Origin of the sequence: uncultured Ruegeria sp., assembly GCF_947497005.1 — a bacterium.
GTDB lineage: Bacteria > Pseudomonadota > Alphaproteobacteria > Rhodobacterales > Rhodobacteraceae > Ruegeria.
Map to the genome: position 1 here is coordinate 12,841 of NZ_CANMFF010000025.1, position 15,456 is coordinate 28,296.

Genomic DNA, 15,456 nt, shown 5'->3' on the forward strand with positions numbered 1-15,456 from the left:
GTTTGCCGTCACCCGCTATTCGTCAATGCTGCAAGGTGCACGAACGGCAGCAATGCTCAGGCTGCGCTGCAGCGTCGAGTGGTGAGGCAAACGGCTGGTTAGGGCCGTGTGCTAATTCAATGTCATCTAGCCTAAATGGCCGATGCTGTGTGCATGACGATTACCTCTGGCCCCATCTACAACCGGTATGCTGTACAATCTAGGACAAGATTGCTATTTGGCCTATTCCTGCAATCATTGCAAACTTCAGACTAGAAAGGTGGTGTGAACCACATGCAGGTTAGTGTTCGCGACAACAATGTCGATCAGGCCCTTCGGGTTCTTAAGAAAAAGCTCCAGAAGGAAGGCGTTTTCCGTGAAATGAAGCTCAAGCAACATTTCGAGAAGCCGTCCGAGAAAAACGCGCGCCAGAAAGCTGAAGCGATCCGCCGCGCCAGAAAGCTGGCACGTAAGAAATTGGAACGCGAAGGATGATGTAATCATTCCTCGACGCCGAAAAACAGCCCCCGTTGTCTGATGGCAGCGGGGGTTTTACGTATCAACGGGCTATTTGGGCTGAGAGCACTACAAATTAGCTTCATGCAGCACGCGTTTTGCATAGCCGAGAACGCAGACTCTGTTCACGGATGAAGAGCCATCCCGCGAAAACACCCCCGCGCGCATTATCCTTTCTGCGCAGAGTCAGTCGAAGTAGCCTACCAGCGGGCGGGCGGCGCGGAAGATTTCAATCAGCAGATCGATTACCTCGTCTTCAAGCATCAGAGCGTCCGGCAAGTCTTTGCGGCATCCCAGGCCAGCCATTTTCAGATAGGGCGCGGCGGGGTCGTTACTTGCAAAGCCTTCCGGCACAGTGCCCAACGCCTTTCGCGTGACAATTCCGTCTGGGAAAGTCTTCTTAAACTCTGGGTCGTCCAAGATGGCTGTCAGGCCGCTCGGATCATTGATCAAACGCGTCTGCATTCGGACGAGCGCGTCCTTGGAGGGTTTGAAAAGTGCAGCTCCTGCGTAGCAATTTTCTGGCTCGATGTGGAGATAGTATCCGAAGCTTTCTTCGGGATTACTAGCATAGGCAAAAACATCCACGTCCGAGCGGTATAGAGCACGCCCGATGCGGTCTCGTGGTTCCTGAAAGAATTTGGTGTAGCTTCGCTTCGGTTTGATCCCCGCCTCAGCCACGAAAGGATCAAAGCGATCAGCATAGTCGTGCAGTGTCATTGCGATACCAGAAAAATTGCGCAAGGCGTCATCGCGTTCTTCGCGGTGTTCGTCCATCCAGGCTTTCCGGTTGTTCATTCCGAGATCCGCAAGGAACGCAAATGTTTCTGGCTCTACCACGGGCGCAACTCCTGTTTCGCAGTTGCCAAGAGGCTCGCCTGCGTTCCCATCGCACTCTTGTAAGGCTTATTCAGAGCAACCGCCGCAACAATCCGACAGGCTTTCGGTGCGGATGTCGAGCTGATCATTCCGCCGCCGAAGAACGCCGTTCCCGGAGAGTGCGCCGCACGCAACACCCATATCGACATGATCGTCAAGGGCGGTCGTATGGCCTGGCAGAAGGCCACTGGCTATGGCCAAAGATCACGCGGCGAGGCCCAGATCGGGCGTTACAAACAAGTCTACGGATCAGAGCTGCGCAGCCGCAAATTGGAGACCCAGACAACCGAAACCAAGATCGCTGTCAAAGCTCTCAACCGCATGACCCATCTCGGTCGTGCGACCTATGAACGTGTCGCATAACGAACTGGGGAAGGGGGCAAATGCGGCCCAAGCGCTATTCGTGCAACGCGGTCCTTGCAATGCAGGAGCAATGGTATGGCCCCCGCCGCCCTCGGGCGGCGTATCTTTGAAGAGAAAGATGGAGGATCATATCATGCAAATCAAAAGGATCGGCCTTGACCTAGCTAAGTACGTATTTGAAGTCCATGCAGTCGGTGTTGATGATGAAGTCGTTTTGCAAAAGACCCTTCGGCGAGATGCTGTTGCACAGTTCTTCGCCGAGTTATCACCCTGTATCGTTGGTATGGAGGCCTGCTGTGGATCACATTATTGGGCGCGGGTTTTGACGGAATTGGGGCATGAGGTGCGTTTGATCTCGCCCCAGTTTGTGAAGCCGTATGTCAAATCCAACAAGAACGATTGGAACGATGCCGAGGCGATTTGTGAGGCCGTCGGCCGACCATCAATGAGGTTCGTGCCACCAAAATCTGCCGAACAGCTTGAGATCCAGGCCGTTCATCGCATTAGGGGCGATGAGGTGGAAGCAAGCGGAAATCCATCGGGGCTCGCGGCAACGAGTTATCGGGCCGCCCTAAGAAGCCGGATATACATCAGCAATCGCGACCTCGAAACCAGAACCAAACAGACCGTTGCAATAAGGCGGGGTCCATATACATCCACACAGGACATTCGCCCCTGATCCTCGGGCTCCAAATGCATTTGAGATTCCAATAAAATCCTAGGTCATGGGCCGAAGGCTAACATCGATCAGCGCACGTCTGCCATTTGCACATTATTTTAAGTTACAACGCCAGAACTACCGCAGCGCTTACGAGCGTGTTCCGCGGCAGGCTGCGCGGGGAAGATCCAACAAACTACATGGAGGGCTAAGGTGAGCACGAGATCGTCCAGTTCTTTGGTGACTTTTTCAAATCCGTTCTCTTTGTCCGGCTACCCGGATGAACTTCCTGCGGGCGAGTATGAAGTCGTTGTTGAAGAAGAACTTCTACAGGGCTTGAGTTTTGAAGCATATCGAAGAACCGGAACCTACCTGACAGTTCAGAGCAAAGGCAGCAAGTCAGGCCGCACAGAAATGCGCCCAATTGACCCAAAAGATTTTGAACTGGCGTTCAAGCACGACCAGGCCTTGGCCACATAAATATTGACAGCGAGGCGGCGCTTTCCCCGCAGGAGGAATAGATTATGAACACGCCCGAATGGCTTAAACCCGGAATCTACGGTGCCCTGATCGGAGGGGTTTTCGTAGGCGTCGTTGGATTTTCTTGGGGTGGATGGATGACCGGCAGTAACGCGGACAAGATGGCCAACGCCATGTCCCGCGACAATGTAATCGCTGCGTTGGTTCCGGTCTGCGTCGATAAGGCGAGAACTGACGCTCAACGCGCCGAAAAAATAACAACAATCAAAGAGGCTTCTTCTTTCAAGCAGAAGGATGCCCTCATGGAGGCAGGCTGGGCAACTGTACCGGGATCTCAAACCCCCAACAAAGATCTGGCACAGGCCTGTATCGAGGGGCTGAACCTGGATGGATCGTAACTCAATCACTCATCATTCGAACAACGCCGTTAGCACCAGGGCAAATCGAAAAAAACAGCACTGGTGTTGCGCTCACTTGATGACTGCGTTGTTTGTTGTCGTCTTCAGCAGTTTGGCGGGCTCCTTTATCTCATCAAGTCCCGCATCGGCCAAAACAAATTCGATCCCGGATAACGCGCATCTCAAAAAGTATGGCGACGGTTGGGAATGTGATTTGTCCTATCGGTTGAAAGGCGAAGAATGCGTGGCCATTGTCGTGCCGGGAAATGCCTACCCCACAAACAGAACCTATGGCTCAGGGTGGGCATGTATGCATGGCTTTGTTGAAGTTGGTGGCACCTCATGCACTGAAGTGATTGTGCCTGAGGGTGGATATCTCGATCCATCAGGTGAGAGGTGGCGATGCCTGCGGGGGCACATAAGAGTAGACGATAGCTGCCAGAAAATTGTCGTGCCGGATAATGCTTACCTGACGAACAGCACTTATGGATCTGCATGGCGTTGCAACCGTGGCTACGAAATCGACGGAGAAGCATGCGTGGCAGTAGCAGTGCCGGAAAACGCTTTTCTGAACGCATCAACCAGCGGGCGTCCGTGGACGTGCGAGCGTGGGTATTTTGAGCGCGACGGAAGGTGCGATACCGTTTTTGTGCCTGAAAATGCTTTCTACGATGACGCGATCCATGGAGTTGGATGGAAATGCGAACGTGGCTACGAGGCGTCCGGTGATTACTGCAATGCAATCGAGCTACCGGCAAATGCCCATATCGACCGATCCGGCAATGGGTGGCAATGCCACAAAAACTATCATCGATCAGAAGGGCTGTGCGTTCTGAACGAATGAGGTTTCAGACAGAGAGCCCACATTTCCAATCTTCACAATTTGTGCCCGTTCTTACCAAGGACAGCGCGTTTCACACTCCAAAAAGGAACAAATATGAAACCCGTACCCATTGCGTCGGATGCCAAGCAGTTCATTGCCAGCGATGCGCAAAAGCTGCCGCCTGAACAAACAGTTTTTCCAGAGCTTCACCGCAAGACACTTGTGACAGATACACCGACTGCAATCGTGTATTGCGAAGGAAACTTCGCAAAGATCGATGGCAAGACAGCTAATGGTCTCGTTCGACATTCACAGGCCTATCGCGTTCTTTCGGTGATCGACAGCACGTATGGCGGTTGTGATAGTGGCAAAGTGCTTGATAATGTCGCAAATCAGGTTCCCATCTTCGATGATCTTGATGCCGCCGTCGCTAATGAAGCTACGATCCCCGACACGTTTATTTACGGAATGGCGCCGGCCAGCGGCAGAATGTCCCTTGAGGATCGCGAAGTTGTTGTGGATGCGATAACGCTCGGAATGAACATCGTCAGTGGGCTGCATGAATTTCTTAGCGATGACAAAGAGCTCGCCGGATTTGCCAAAATTCACGATGTCACGATACGCGACATTCGCAAGCCGCGGCCCAATCCCGACCTGCGCCTGTTAGATGGCAGTATTGGAGACGTCCAGGCGATCCGAATCGCGGTGTTCGGCACCGATTGTGCAATTGGAAAGCGTACAACCGCGACAATCCTGACAAGCGCACTTAACGCGCATGGGATCAAAACAGTTTTGGTCGGCACCGGCCAGACAGGTTTGATGCAGGGCGCCAAGTATGGTGTCGCGATGGATTCTGTGCCGCCGCAATTTTGTTGTGGCGAACTTGAGCGCGCTGTTGTTGCTGCATCTGAAGGTGAGCGCCCCGATGTCATAGTGATCGAGGGCCAGGGCGCGCTCAGCCATCCGGCCTTTTGCACATCAGCCTTCATTCTGCGAGGCAGTCAGCCACATGCGGTTATTCTTCAACACGCGCCTAAACGAAAACGTCGATGCGACTTCCCAAACATGGCTATGCCCGACCCTTGCGATGAAATCACCCTGATCGAGGCTTTTGCGAATACAGAGGTAATTGGAATGACGATCAACCACGAAGGAATGAATGAGGTTGAGATTTCAAAGGCCATCACAGACTATAACTGCAAATTGTATCTCCCGGTCACTGACGCATTGAACCGTCCTCCAAAAAACTTGGTGAATATGGTTCTATCTGCCTTTCCGCGCTTGCAGCCCGTACCTATAACGACGATTGAATGAGCAAACCGCGTATCGACATTGATCTGGACAAAATTCGGTACAACACACGGTTCCTTGTTGATCGCCTTAGACCCCGCGGAATTACAGTTACAGGCGTGACAAAAGCCGTGTGCGGTCATCCTGGGATTGCGAATGCTATGCTTGAAGGTGGCGCGACAGGGCTGGCGGACGCGCGGATCAGCAATGTCATACGTATGCGCAATGCTGGAATCTCGTGCTCCATTTCCTTGATCCGAACACCCATGCTGAGCCAGGTCGCGCAAGTCGTTGATAACTGCGATGTAAGCTTCAACACAGAGATGGACATTATCGCCAGCCTGGCCGTCAATGCGCTGGGAAAGAACACTACCCACAATATTATCCTGATGGTGGAAATGGGGGACATGCGGGAAGGCATCTTGCCTGAACGCCTTGAAAGCACCGTATCTCAAGTCCTTAAAATGGAGGGGATTTCTCTAAAGGGGATTGGCGCAAATTTCGCCTGTCTGGGTCATGTGGCACCCTCTGCAGAAGCAATGGCATTGCTTTCATCGCTTGCCATCGACACCGAGCGCGCGTGTGGACCCCCTCTTGAAACTGTGTCAGGCGGCGGCTCTGCAAATTTGCTATGGGCGTTTGGCAACGGGGCAACCGGAAAGATCAACAACCTGCGTCTGGGTGAGGCCATCCTGCTGGGTACCGATCCCGTTTCGGGGCACGCGATCGACGGGCTTTACACAGATGTTTTCACGCTGAGGGCGGAAGTGATTGAAACGAAGACAAAAGCAAATCCCCTGCAAATGGCTTTTCCCGTGCCTTCAATGCAGTGTGTGACTTTAGACAGCCCTTCGAACGCTCGGTCGATCTTGGCCATTGGACTCCAGGACATCGATGCGGCGGGTGTTATATTCCCTGCTGGCGTTACGTTCGTCGGAGCCACCAGTGATCATATCGTTGTTGAAACCACCAATTGCCAGCTTCGCGCTGGTGGCGAGATGAAGCTGAAAATGAAGTACAGCGCGCTCTCACGCGGCATGGCTGCATCCGATGTTGCAAAGATCTACCGTGGTGCTAGCGCCTTGGCAGAATGCACCGCTGCGAACAATGATCGCCCATATTCGAAGTTAACGTAGCGCACCAAGGTTGTCGCCGCCTAAGTTCAACTTCAGTCAACCTTCTTATTCTGCGGCCTTAAGTAGTAAATGAGGCCTCCAATCCCTATATTGGAGGTAGCCGCATTCACTTTCCACACCCCATCTGGGCATGAAAGTGTTGCGGACAATCAAAGGATCAAAATGATGTCTTTCAAAGACCTGACGACCAGAGCGGCTGCCGCACTGAAGGAAAACGATGTGGACACGCCGAAAAAAGAAGTTTCGTCTGAAGCGCCTGACGTCGCCCCCGAAAAACCAAGGCCTAAACCTCAAAGTTAAAAATACCCTGCAGGGAGTGGGTGGTTTGTTCTTGTCTGCATCTCCGAGTGAGCGGTATCAGCAAAGGAGAACTACCCAAATGCACCAGATAATCAGCAAGGCAATCGCAGTCTTTTGCAGATCGTTTTCTTTCCCTGGCTTTGATGAAATACTCCCGGCGGGTGAATACGACATAGAAACTGATCTTTCCGCACCACCAGATTATTTGGACCCAGAAGCCTGGAAGGCATCGGTGCTAATCCGTCTGTTTCCACGGAAATCTCACCCCGGCCTGGCGCGTACCTTGACCGTTTCTCTTGCTGATTTGGACAGTGCACGCGCAAAGGACAAGTTGTCTTCAAAGGAGTTGTAGCAGTTCCTGCTCGACCAACTTTTGGCCGATCCGATGGTGCAACTGATCATGGAAGCTGATGGTGTGTCTGAGACTCAACTTCGGCACCTCTACTCGGACTCGCTCATTTCCGAAGCAGACGACAGATCATCAAGTCAACGAGCCCTACGGGAAGTGTGCGGGCGCGGCTCTCGGTATGCCTTCGCTGTCCAAGCTGCCGAGAATGAAGGAATGCCGGTTCGTCCTAATAAAACCCCTCGGATTGTAGGCCGTCCCAACGGGCAGTCTGAACCAGGCAGTTCCTTCAACCTCAAAGCATAGGGTGAACTTTATTGGTAGTTTCTATTCCAGCCGCGGAGTTAATCAAATAGAAATCGAGGCTAAGAACTGATGGAAGACCCCGACAACGAAACAGATGCGATCATAGCCCGCGCTCACAATGACGTGCCGCAAGAACGCGCATGCCTACGTTGCAGAACTCCGTTCTGGAGCGAAGGGTTCGGAGAGCGGATTTGTCGGCGCTGCAAAGGACTGAACGCGTGGCGAAATGGCGTATCGGTAACCCCCGGACTTGCTCGGCGTCGCTGATAAACCGACGACAGCGTAATCGGCTAGTCTGGGCATATGTCATTTGATGTTATTGTGCATTTAGCCTTTTCAACCTGGTTCTTCTTCCCAGCCTGTTCGTTGGTTTATTATTGTCAGGAGTGTTGATGCTTCTGAAGGCCAAGCCTTGTTTAAGGCTCCCCCGAAACCTATTTATACAATGCCAACGTTTTTCTTTTTCGACCTGCTGTCTCCCAAAATCGGCGTTCAGTCTTTCGATTCAGACCGACCGCGCCGATCCGCCGCAATAGTGTGGGCGGCTGATATTAGGAGACTTACACCATGGCAAATGGCACCGTGAAATGGTTCAACTCAACCAAAGGTTTTGGCTTTATTGCGCCTGAAAACGGCAAGGGTGACGTATTCGTACACATTTCGGCGCTTGAGCGGTCCGGCATCAGTGAGCTGAAAGATGGCCAGAAGGTCACTTTTGATTTGGAAGCTGGTCGTGACGGGCGCGATAACGCCGCCAACCTGGCGCTCGCCTGAACGTCTCACGGGCACCCTTGTTGGTGCCCGTTTGAACCTTTGGCTCCGAAGAGAGACTAGAGGGCACTAGGTTGAAACCTCAGGACTGGACCAGAGTTCTCGCACAATATCGCGCGCCAGACACCGGACGCAGTGTTTTCGAGCTGACAATCACTGTCGTACCTTTTGTAGTGCTTTGGATTGCTGCGTGGCAAGCATTGTCCATCAGCGTCTAGGTTGCATTTTCGCTGGCCATATTGAATGCCGCATTTCTGGTGCGACTGTTCATAATCATGCACGATTGTGGTCATGGATCATTTTTCAGGAGCCGTCGGCTTTGTAATTGGACTGGCCGTTGTCTGGGTGTTCTGGCGCTCACACCTTACGATGTCTGGCGCCGGACCCATGCAATTCACCACTCTTCAACAGGTAATTTGGATCGGCGGGGTACCGGTGATCTACCGACGTTGACAGTCGACGAGTATTTGAACCGAAAATGGGTTGGGCGTGCCTTGTACCGCCTGGTCCGGCACCCGGTATTCATGTTTGGTGTTGTCCCCATCTTCGCGTTTTTTGTCCAAAACAGGCTGCCTGTCGGGTTAATGTACGCCGGGTGGCGATATTGGCTAAGTGCCATGGCCACAAATGCTGCGATCGCTTCTGTATTAGGCGTAATCTACTGGGTCGGAGGAGCGGATGTGTTGTTGTTTGTGTTTCTCCCAACCATGATTGTTGCGGCTTCAATCGGTGTCTGGTTATTCAACATCCAGCATCAATTCGAGCACACAACTTGGGAACACGAGGCGCATTGGAAACTTCAGCATGCTGCATTTTACGGCAGCTCTCATTATGCCTTATCTGCTCCTCTTCGCTGGATCACTGCGAATGTAGGTGTGCACCACGTTCATCACGTGGCCAGCCGGATACCTTTTTACCGGCTTGAAGAAGTGTTGCGCGATCACGCTGAACTCGCCGATTGTCAGCGCATTACGCTCTACGAAAGCCTGCACTGTGCGCGGCTGCACCTTTGGGATGAAAGCCGTCAACGTCTGTCGACGTTTTCTGAGGCATTGTCGAACGCCAAACACGCATAAAACTCAATGTAGTCTGGCGCATACGAGGTATGCTTCGATCGACCGTGATGGAGTGGATACCCCCGCTATACGGCGTCGCAATGTGCCAGAATGGTGAAGTATCACCAAGCAACGAGGAGGGCATCCATGGACGATGTTACACTAATTGGGGTCGACCTTGCCAAGCGCGTTTTTCATTTGCACGGGGCTGCCAGAAATGGACCGGTTGTATTTCGCAAGAAGCTGTCTCGGGCGCAGTTCAGTCGCTATATGGAACGTCACCCACGCTGCATCGTTGCGATGAAGGCCTGTGGTAGTGCCCATCATTGGGGTCGGTTGATTGCAGGGTTTGGTCATGAGGTGCGGCTGGTTCCACCTGTCTATGCCAAGCAATATGTGAAGCGACACAAAAATGATACAGCGGACGCCGAGGTGATTGCCGAAGCGGCTTCACGTCCGACGATGCGATTTGTTTCAGTGAAATCTCAGGCGCAGCAAGCTCAAGCCATGGTATATCGCTCGCGCGACATGCTGGTCCGGCAACGCACGCCCATTCCCAAATGCACCGCAGTCAGACCAGTTTTGAACACCAGTCACGAGCGCCAATGCCGCGGAGCGGCTTCGTCCTTGGGCCGTGCGCGACAGTCAGGTTTTGTCTGAAAAAGGTGAAGTTGTACTGCCTGTCGATGACCGCTCTAAGCCCAAAGCGGAACCCCTTTTTCTCGATGTTTTCACGTTGAGTTCTATTGTTCTCGATGCCCGCACAGGCTCCATCGCCGTATTTTAGAACCGCTGGCTCCCACGACCCTCAACCCGAGTGAATAGACGTTTTGCATAGATAATCTCTGGTTACGGGAACAACCATCTGACCTCTGCTTAACTGAAATTGAAAGACTACCATGCCCTGTTCCGAAAAGGCCGCCTCGGACACGAGCAGATAGTATCGCCACATTCGCAGAAACCGATCATCGTAGAGGTCGCGGATCGTTTCCAGATTGGCCTCGAATTTCTCCTGCCAACATTGAAGCGTTCGCGCGTAGTGGCCGCGCCAGACTTCAACATCTGTGGCCACCAAGTCCTGCTTTTCAATCTCTTTCATGGCTTCGGACATTGATGGTGCATATCCACCAGGAAAAATGTATTTGTGAATCCATGGCGATGTTCGACCGGGTGCGGTGGATCGACCGATTGTATGCACCAATGCGACGCCATCCGGTTTCAGATTCTCACGCAGCTTGCGAAAAAAAGTTGGATATTGGGGCCGACCAACATGCTCCATCATTCCGACCACAACGATACGGTCAAATTCTTCGTTGACGTCCCGATAGTCGATCAGGCGGAATTCGACCATATTCCCGACACCGGCCGCTTCGGCTCTGCTTTTTGCATATTCCAACTGCACTTTGGACAAGGTCACACCAACCACCTTTGCTCCATAGTCTCGCGCCAAGGTAATTGACATGCCGCCCCAACCACAGCCGATATCCATCACTGTCATTCCTGGTTCGATTAAGAGCTTCTTGGCTATGTGCGCCTTCTTTGCTACCTGGGCCTCTTCGATGCTTTGCACCGGATCTGAGAAATAGGCGCAGGTATATTGAAGGTCCTGGTCAAGAAAAAGTTCATAGAGATCAGCGGAAAGGTCATAATGATGTTCTACATTTCTGCGCGCGATATGAACGGGATTATACTGTGCGATACGTCTAAGTGACTTGCGCAGCCCTGTGACCGACGTGCCGTAACGCCCACCACCATAGTTGTTTGCATTGCGCACAAATAGCGAAACAAAGCCGCGTAAATCGTTTTGCGAAATTATGAGAGTCTCATCCATATAGGCTTCGCCCAAGGCGAGATCGCCGTTCATTACCAATTTGCGCGGAAGCGCTTTGTCGTGGAGGGTTATGGCTGAACTGGGCCCTTTTCCGCGGCCATAGGTGCTGCAACGCCCATCCGGCCAAGTCACCGCAAGCTCACCTTCTTGGATGATCTTGGTCAAAAGGCGGTCAAGCAATGACACCCACAATGTGACGTCCTCCAATGCTTCCACGATTAGACTACACTCCATGGCAATCGCACAAGTTGAAGGAGCAAGTTATGTCCGCTTAGTCCGCAGAGCGGTCGGTCGTGCGCGTAGATAATGCCACATTGAATAGGTAGGTTCTCAAATACTCGCCGATGATCGCCGCGCGAGCACAATCGAAAAGGCGCCCTGCGCTGAATTCCTGGCGCATGGACCGGACTTAATTGCGTGTTCGCGGCAATTGGATGCGCCTTAATCGAACTGTCGATAAAGCAGGTGACAGGGAACACCCATGATTTCGTGCTGCCTGAGCGATGGAACGGTCCCGCAGCAACCAAGTTCTTTGCCAAAGCGTTGTCGTCAATCGGAAGCCCTGGCAAAACCGTAATCGATAAGAGCGGAGCCAACGCAGCAGGAATTCAAGAAGTGAACAGGTTTCTGAAGCGATTTGGTTGCCCGGCTAAAGTACAGACAATAAGGTCGAAACTCCTGAATAACCTGATCGAGCAAGAACATCAGTTCATAATACAGCGTCTTCGGCGCATGTGTGTGTTCAAATCCATCGCATCCGTGTCCGCTAAGCTGGATGGTATCGAAGTCGTCCATATGATCCGAATAAAGCAGTTCTCTAGCGCTACAACTTCGGGCTTTCAGTTGTTTGCTGAGATCGCTGGATAAATGTGTCCAGCAAGTCGCTAACTCTGGCCGTTCTAAAAGTTAGCAACACAACCGTTCAGCACCCGAAAGAGCGACGATTGCAGATAGTTTTCGAGCGAGAGGACTGTTTTCGCTTGTTTTTATTGGGTACTCCAAGTGCGACGAAAATTTCATGAGAAAATTCGACGCGAAGCTGCTTTCAATCAGTCCAACATGCAGAAAATTCTGCAACGATGGTTGAATTCATCGGGCCCAATTTTGGTCCTGATGAATTCACGCAACAGGAACGGCCCATGATGTCTGACCCAACAGAATTTGCAGGAATGGCGGCACTCTCGACCAGTGAGGCACCGTCGCTCTCCTTGAACAATCAAAAAATTGCTTCCGGAACGCCATGTCACGAGGGTATTACGCGCCGCGGCGACGGCTCACGAAAACGCTCCAACAATAGGATTGGAAACAAAATGCCATCAGGCCGTTGCTGATTTGATTAACGCGATCATAGTCACCAAAAACACGGTTCGATTTTTGTGACACCGCGCGGTAGTGGTTTGGCTCCCCGACCTTTGAAGTGGATCCGAAAAAGAAACCGCCACCGCTCCCGCCCGAATGAAACTCGCCCGATCAGCACGCCTCCGTCCAGTGCTGTTCTGCTCGGCAAACCTTAACAAAGAGCGCTTCGAGGCCATTCACTCGACGTCGCCTTTTCGACGAAGACGAAAAGACCATGGACCAGTCGGTCTTTTCCGACGCGGCAGACCATCATCCAATCCTTGTCTCAGGGAGTTCCCGACATGTCCGCCAAAGACGTCAAATTCAGTGCTGATGCGCGCAGCCGAATGCTAACAGGGATCAACATGCTGGCGAACACCGTCAGGATCACTCTTGGTCCAAAAGGTCGTAACGTCATTTTGGACAGATCCCACGGTGCCCCGCGTATCACCAAGGATGGCGTTACTGTTGCCAAAGAATTCGAGCTTCCGGATCACTTTGAAAACATGGGAGCCCAGATGGTGAAGGAAGTCGCGTCCCGCACCAACGAAGAGGCTGGCGACGGCACAACCACTGCTACCGTTCTGGCTCAGGCGATCGTCAAGGAAGGGATGAAGGCCGTTGCCGCTGGCATGAACCCGATGGATCTAAAGCGAGGTATTGAACAAGCCGTCAGGGTCGTCGTCGCAAAGATCAAGGACCTGTCCCGACCGGTTGGCGACAGTGCTGAAATTGCGAAGGTAGGGGCCATCTCCGCCAACGGAGATGTAGCGATTGGCCGTCAGATCGCCCATGCGATGGCTGCGGTCGGCACTGAAGGCGTAATCACGGTTGAAGCGAGCAGGGGATTGGACACCGAAACCGAAGTGGTCGAAGGTATGAATTTCGATCGCGGTTACCTTAGCCCATATTTCATAACAAATGTGGTCAAGATGAGTGTAGAGCTGGAAGACTGCGTTATCCTGTTCCACGAGAGCAAGTTGTCGTCTCTTGCCGACATGGTGCCGTTGCTCGAAGCAGTCATGGAAGCCGAAAAGCAGCTTCTGGTTGTTGCCGAGGACGTGGAGGGCGATGCGCTGGCCATGCTTGTGGTCAACAAGCTTCGCGGCGGATTGAAAGTTGCCGCTGTGAAGGCGCCTGGGTTTGGGGATAGCCGCAGGGAGATGCTGGAGGACCTCGCGATCCTGACGGGCGGTCAAGTGATCTCGACCGATTTGGGGACCAAGCTTGAAACCGTCACGCTGGACATGCTCGGTGCCGCAAAGAAAGTCGTCATCTCAAAGGATGATACGACCGTCATTGATGGCGCTGGCGACAAATCAGCAATCACTTCGCGGGTCGCCCAGATTCGCTCCCAAATCGAAGATACGATGTCCGACTACGAACGGGAAAAGCTGCAGAGTCGTCTTGCTAAACTGACAGGCGGGGTCGCCATCATCCGGGTCGGAGGGGCCACGGAGATTGAGGTAACGGAACGCAAAGACCGGGTTGACGACGCGTTGAACGCCACTCGCGCGGCGGTTCAGGAAGGTGTTGTTCCAGGCGGTGGTGTTGCGCTGCTCCATTCAGACAAAGCGCTTGCGACCCTTAAAGGTGCCAACTCCGACCAGGATGCCGGTATCAGGATCGTCCGGCGATCAATCCAGGCACCGCTGCGCCAGATTGTCGAAAATGCCGGCGTGGACGGATCGGTCGTCGCGGCAAAGATCATCGAAAGCGAAAACCCATCCTTCGGGTTCGACGCTCAAACGGAAACTTATGTCGACATGCTGACAGCGGGGATCATTGACCCCACCAAAGTTGTCCGGGTTGCTCTGGAAGATGCGGCGTCGATTGCAAGCCTTCTGATCACAACCGAGGCGATGGTCGCACAAAAACCCTACAGGTCTGGAACTGCATCAGATTTGGGACCCTTGAGGGCGTGACGCAGGTCTTTTGACCCAACGACGGGACCACCTCAATGCAGTCGGTCGATCTGTAACATGCAAACGTATTGAGAGAAACCAACCTGAAAGGAACTCAGATGTCGAAAGGTGACAAGAGGCGCGGCAACCGCGAAGTTAAAAAGCCAAAGAAAGCAAAGGAAAAAATCGTGGCGACGGCCGACTTCTCAAAGGGTCAGAAGCCGGTCAAGATAGGGAGTAAGAAAAAGTAATTTTCATAGTCGCAAGACGAAGATTGCAACCAAGGCGGAGCGTGCAGGATTCGCGTCGTCAGGAAGGGATTGAGACATGGGCAATAGCCGCAACTCCGGCCCATGGTGTCCGAAGGCCATTGGAGCGCCGTATTGGCATGCTTCGCAATTTGGTTTCCGAAGTTTCTGATCTATACCCGGATTGATTCATAACTCACTATAACGATGCGTTCGGTTTCGTCCCAGAGCGCGAGGCTTGTGAAGCGCTAGCTATCGCGGAGAGTGATGCGCCGGGTGTTGGCAAGGACGTCATGACCTCGAAGGACTTCCGGAAGACGATAGAACGGGATGCGGCTGGCCAGATGATGAACATGGTGAACTCCGACTTTCCCGGCGATCCAGCTCAGCATTCCGGGCAGTGCATAGTGTGAACTGCCTTCAAGCGCCGCATCCTGAATGCTCCAATCATTTTGCCGCTGCCAACTGGTTTCCTCGAACTGGTGCTGCACGTAAGAGAACCACATGCCAGCAATTGCAGCGAGGAACATCGTCGGCAGAAACACGAACAACAGGACGTACAAGTACCTGGCCGCGTAATCTAAGATCGGCGCGAGAAGTTACCGCTGACAATAATCTCGTTGATCAATTTGGCGACTGCCGAATGGGTTTCTTGCTCTAATTCCGAACCATTGGCACTCTCGTGGGTCACGGCAGCATCGCGCAAAACCCCGACGATCTCACGTTCCTGAAGAAGATTGAGATCGTTTAAGGCAAGTAGAAGAGCCTCGCAGATCGAGAGTGCAGCCATGCCTGCGGGATCTTGGTGGTCTGACATTGGGGTCATTCCTTTTAA

Annotated in this window: 18 protein-coding genes and 1 pseudogene; 15 read left to right on the plus strand and 4 right to left on the minus strand. The window is 52.8% G+C overall.

The window, feature by feature from the left end; genetic code table 11:
- The first annotated feature begins 273 nt into the window (after positions 1-273).
- A complete protein-coding gene (gene rpsU, locus Q0816_RS22985; protein WP_040700433.1) occupies positions 274-474 on the plus strand; it encodes a 30S ribosomal protein S21 in 201 nt (66 codons plus the stop codon).
- A 207-nt stretch (positions 475-681) separates the two neighbouring features.
- Here the strand turns inward: rpsU and Q0816_RS22990 are convergent, their stop codons facing one another.
- A complete protein-coding gene (locus Q0816_RS22990) occupies positions 682-1,335 on the minus strand; it encodes a DUF2461 domain-containing protein (protein ID WP_298855029.1) in 654 nt (217 codons plus the stop codon).
- Between the two features lie 207 nt (positions 1,336-1,542).
- On the opposite strand from Q0816_RS22990, the gene Q0816_RS22995 reads away from it, so the two are divergent.
- From Q0816_RS22995 to Q0816_RS23045, 11 genes and pseudogenes are all read left to right on the plus strand, one after another.
- Positions 1,543-1,737, plus strand: a complete 195-nt coding sequence (locus Q0816_RS22995; protein ID WP_298855031.1) for a hypothetical protein — start codon at positions 1,543-1,545, stop codon at positions 1,735-1,737.
- Between the two features lie 133 nt (positions 1,738-1,870).
- Positions 1,871-2,416, plus strand: a complete 546-nt coding sequence (locus tag Q0816_RS23000) for a transposase (RefSeq protein WP_367180571.1) — start codon at positions 1,871-1,873, stop codon at positions 2,414-2,416.
- Positions 2,417-2,608: 192 nt separating this feature from the next.
- Positions 2,609-2,875 (plus strand): hypothetical protein, encoded by a 267-nt coding sequence (locus tag Q0816_RS23005; protein WP_298855033.1) that lies wholly within the window; start codon positions 2,609-2,611, stop codon positions 2,873-2,875.
- A 44-nt stretch (positions 2,876-2,919) separates the two neighbouring features.
- Positions 2,920-3,273 carry a hypothetical protein gene (locus Q0816_RS23010; RefSeq protein ID WP_298855035.1) on the plus strand — a complete coding sequence of 118 codons (354 nt, stop codon included), beginning with the start codon at positions 2,920-2,922 and terminating at the stop codon, positions 3,271-3,273.
- Positions 3,274-3,487: 214 nt separating this feature from the next.
- Positions 3,488-4,117 carry a hypothetical protein gene (locus Q0816_RS23015; protein WP_298855037.1) on the plus strand — a complete coding sequence of 210 codons (630 nt, stop codon included), beginning with the start codon at positions 3,488-3,490 and terminating at the stop codon, positions 4,115-4,117.
- 201 nt (positions 4,118-4,318) lie between these two features.
- A complete protein-coding gene (locus Q0816_RS23020) occupies positions 4,319-5,410 on the plus strand; it encodes a DUF1611 domain-containing protein (RefSeq protein ID WP_298855039.1) in 1,092 nt (363 codons plus the stop codon).
- Positions 5,407-6,522, plus strand: coding sequence for an alanine/ornithine racemase family PLP-dependent enzyme (locus Q0816_RS23025; protein ID WP_298855040.1), 1,116 nt, complete (start codon positions 5,407-5,409; stop codon positions 6,520-6,522). Before Q0816_RS23020 ends, Q0816_RS23025 begins: the two co-directional genes overlap by 4 nt.
- Before the next feature lie 379 nt (positions 6,523-6,901).
- Positions 6,902-7,174, plus strand: coding sequence for a hypothetical protein (locus Q0816_RS23030; RefSeq protein ID WP_298855042.1), 273 nt, complete (start codon positions 6,902-6,904; stop codon positions 7,172-7,174).
- Between the two features lie 867 nt (positions 7,175-8,041).
- Positions 8,042-8,248 (plus strand): cold-shock protein, encoded by a 207-nt coding sequence (locus Q0816_RS23035; protein ID WP_298855044.1) that lies wholly within the window; start codon positions 8,042-8,044, stop codon positions 8,246-8,248.
- Between the two features lie 236 nt (positions 8,249-8,484).
- Positions 8,485-9,321, plus strand: a complete 837-nt coding sequence (locus Q0816_RS23040) for a fatty acid desaturase (RefSeq protein WP_367180572.1) — start codon at positions 8,485-8,487, stop codon at positions 9,319-9,321.
- A 126-nt stretch (positions 9,322-9,447) separates the two neighbouring features.
- Positions 9,448-9,849: pseudogene (locus Q0816_RS23045) on the plus strand (transposase); the annotation flags it as partial.
- A gap of 259 nt (positions 9,850-10,108) precedes the next feature.
- Here the strand turns inward: Q0816_RS23045 and Q0816_RS23050 are convergent.
- Entirely contained in the window at positions 10,109-11,164 is a 1,056-nt protein-coding gene (locus Q0816_RS23050) for a class I SAM-dependent methyltransferase (protein ID WP_367180573.1), read from the minus strand.
- A gap of 384 nt (positions 11,165-11,548) precedes the next feature.
- Here Q0816_RS23050 and Q0816_RS23055 point away from each other — a divergent pair, with 384 nt between their 5' ends.
- The 3 genes from Q0816_RS23055 (at position 11,549) to Q0816_RS23065 (ending at position 14,624) form a co-directional block, all read left to right on the plus strand.
- On the plus strand, positions 11,549-11,998 hold the full coding sequence (locus Q0816_RS23055; RefSeq protein WP_298855046.1) for a DDE-type integrase/transposase/recombinase: 450 nt from the start codon (positions 11,549-11,551) through the stop codon (positions 11,996-11,998).
- 773 nt (positions 11,999-12,771) lie between these two features.
- Entirely contained in the window at positions 12,772-14,394 is a 1,623-nt protein-coding gene (groL, locus tag Q0816_RS23060) for a chaperonin GroEL (protein WP_298855048.1), read from the plus strand.
- A gap of 98 nt (positions 14,395-14,492) precedes the next feature.
- Positions 14,493-14,624, plus strand: a complete 132-nt coding sequence (locus Q0816_RS23065; protein WP_268952749.1) for a hypothetical protein — start codon at positions 14,493-14,495, stop codon at positions 14,622-14,624.
- A gap of 245 nt (positions 14,625-14,869) precedes the next feature.
- Here the strand turns inward: Q0816_RS23065 and Q0816_RS23070 are convergent, their stop codons facing one another.
- Both Q0816_RS23070 and Q0816_RS23075 read right to left on the minus strand, forming a co-directional pair.
- Positions 14,870-15,184, minus strand: a complete 315-nt coding sequence (locus Q0816_RS23070; RefSeq protein WP_298855052.1) for a fatty acid desaturase — start codon at positions 15,182-15,184, stop codon at positions 14,870-14,872.
- Between the two features lie 17 nt (positions 15,185-15,201).
- Entirely contained in the window at positions 15,202-15,438 is a 237-nt protein-coding gene (locus Q0816_RS23075; protein ID WP_298855054.1) for a hypothetical protein, read from the minus strand.
- Positions 15,439-15,456 lie beyond the last annotated feature (18 nt).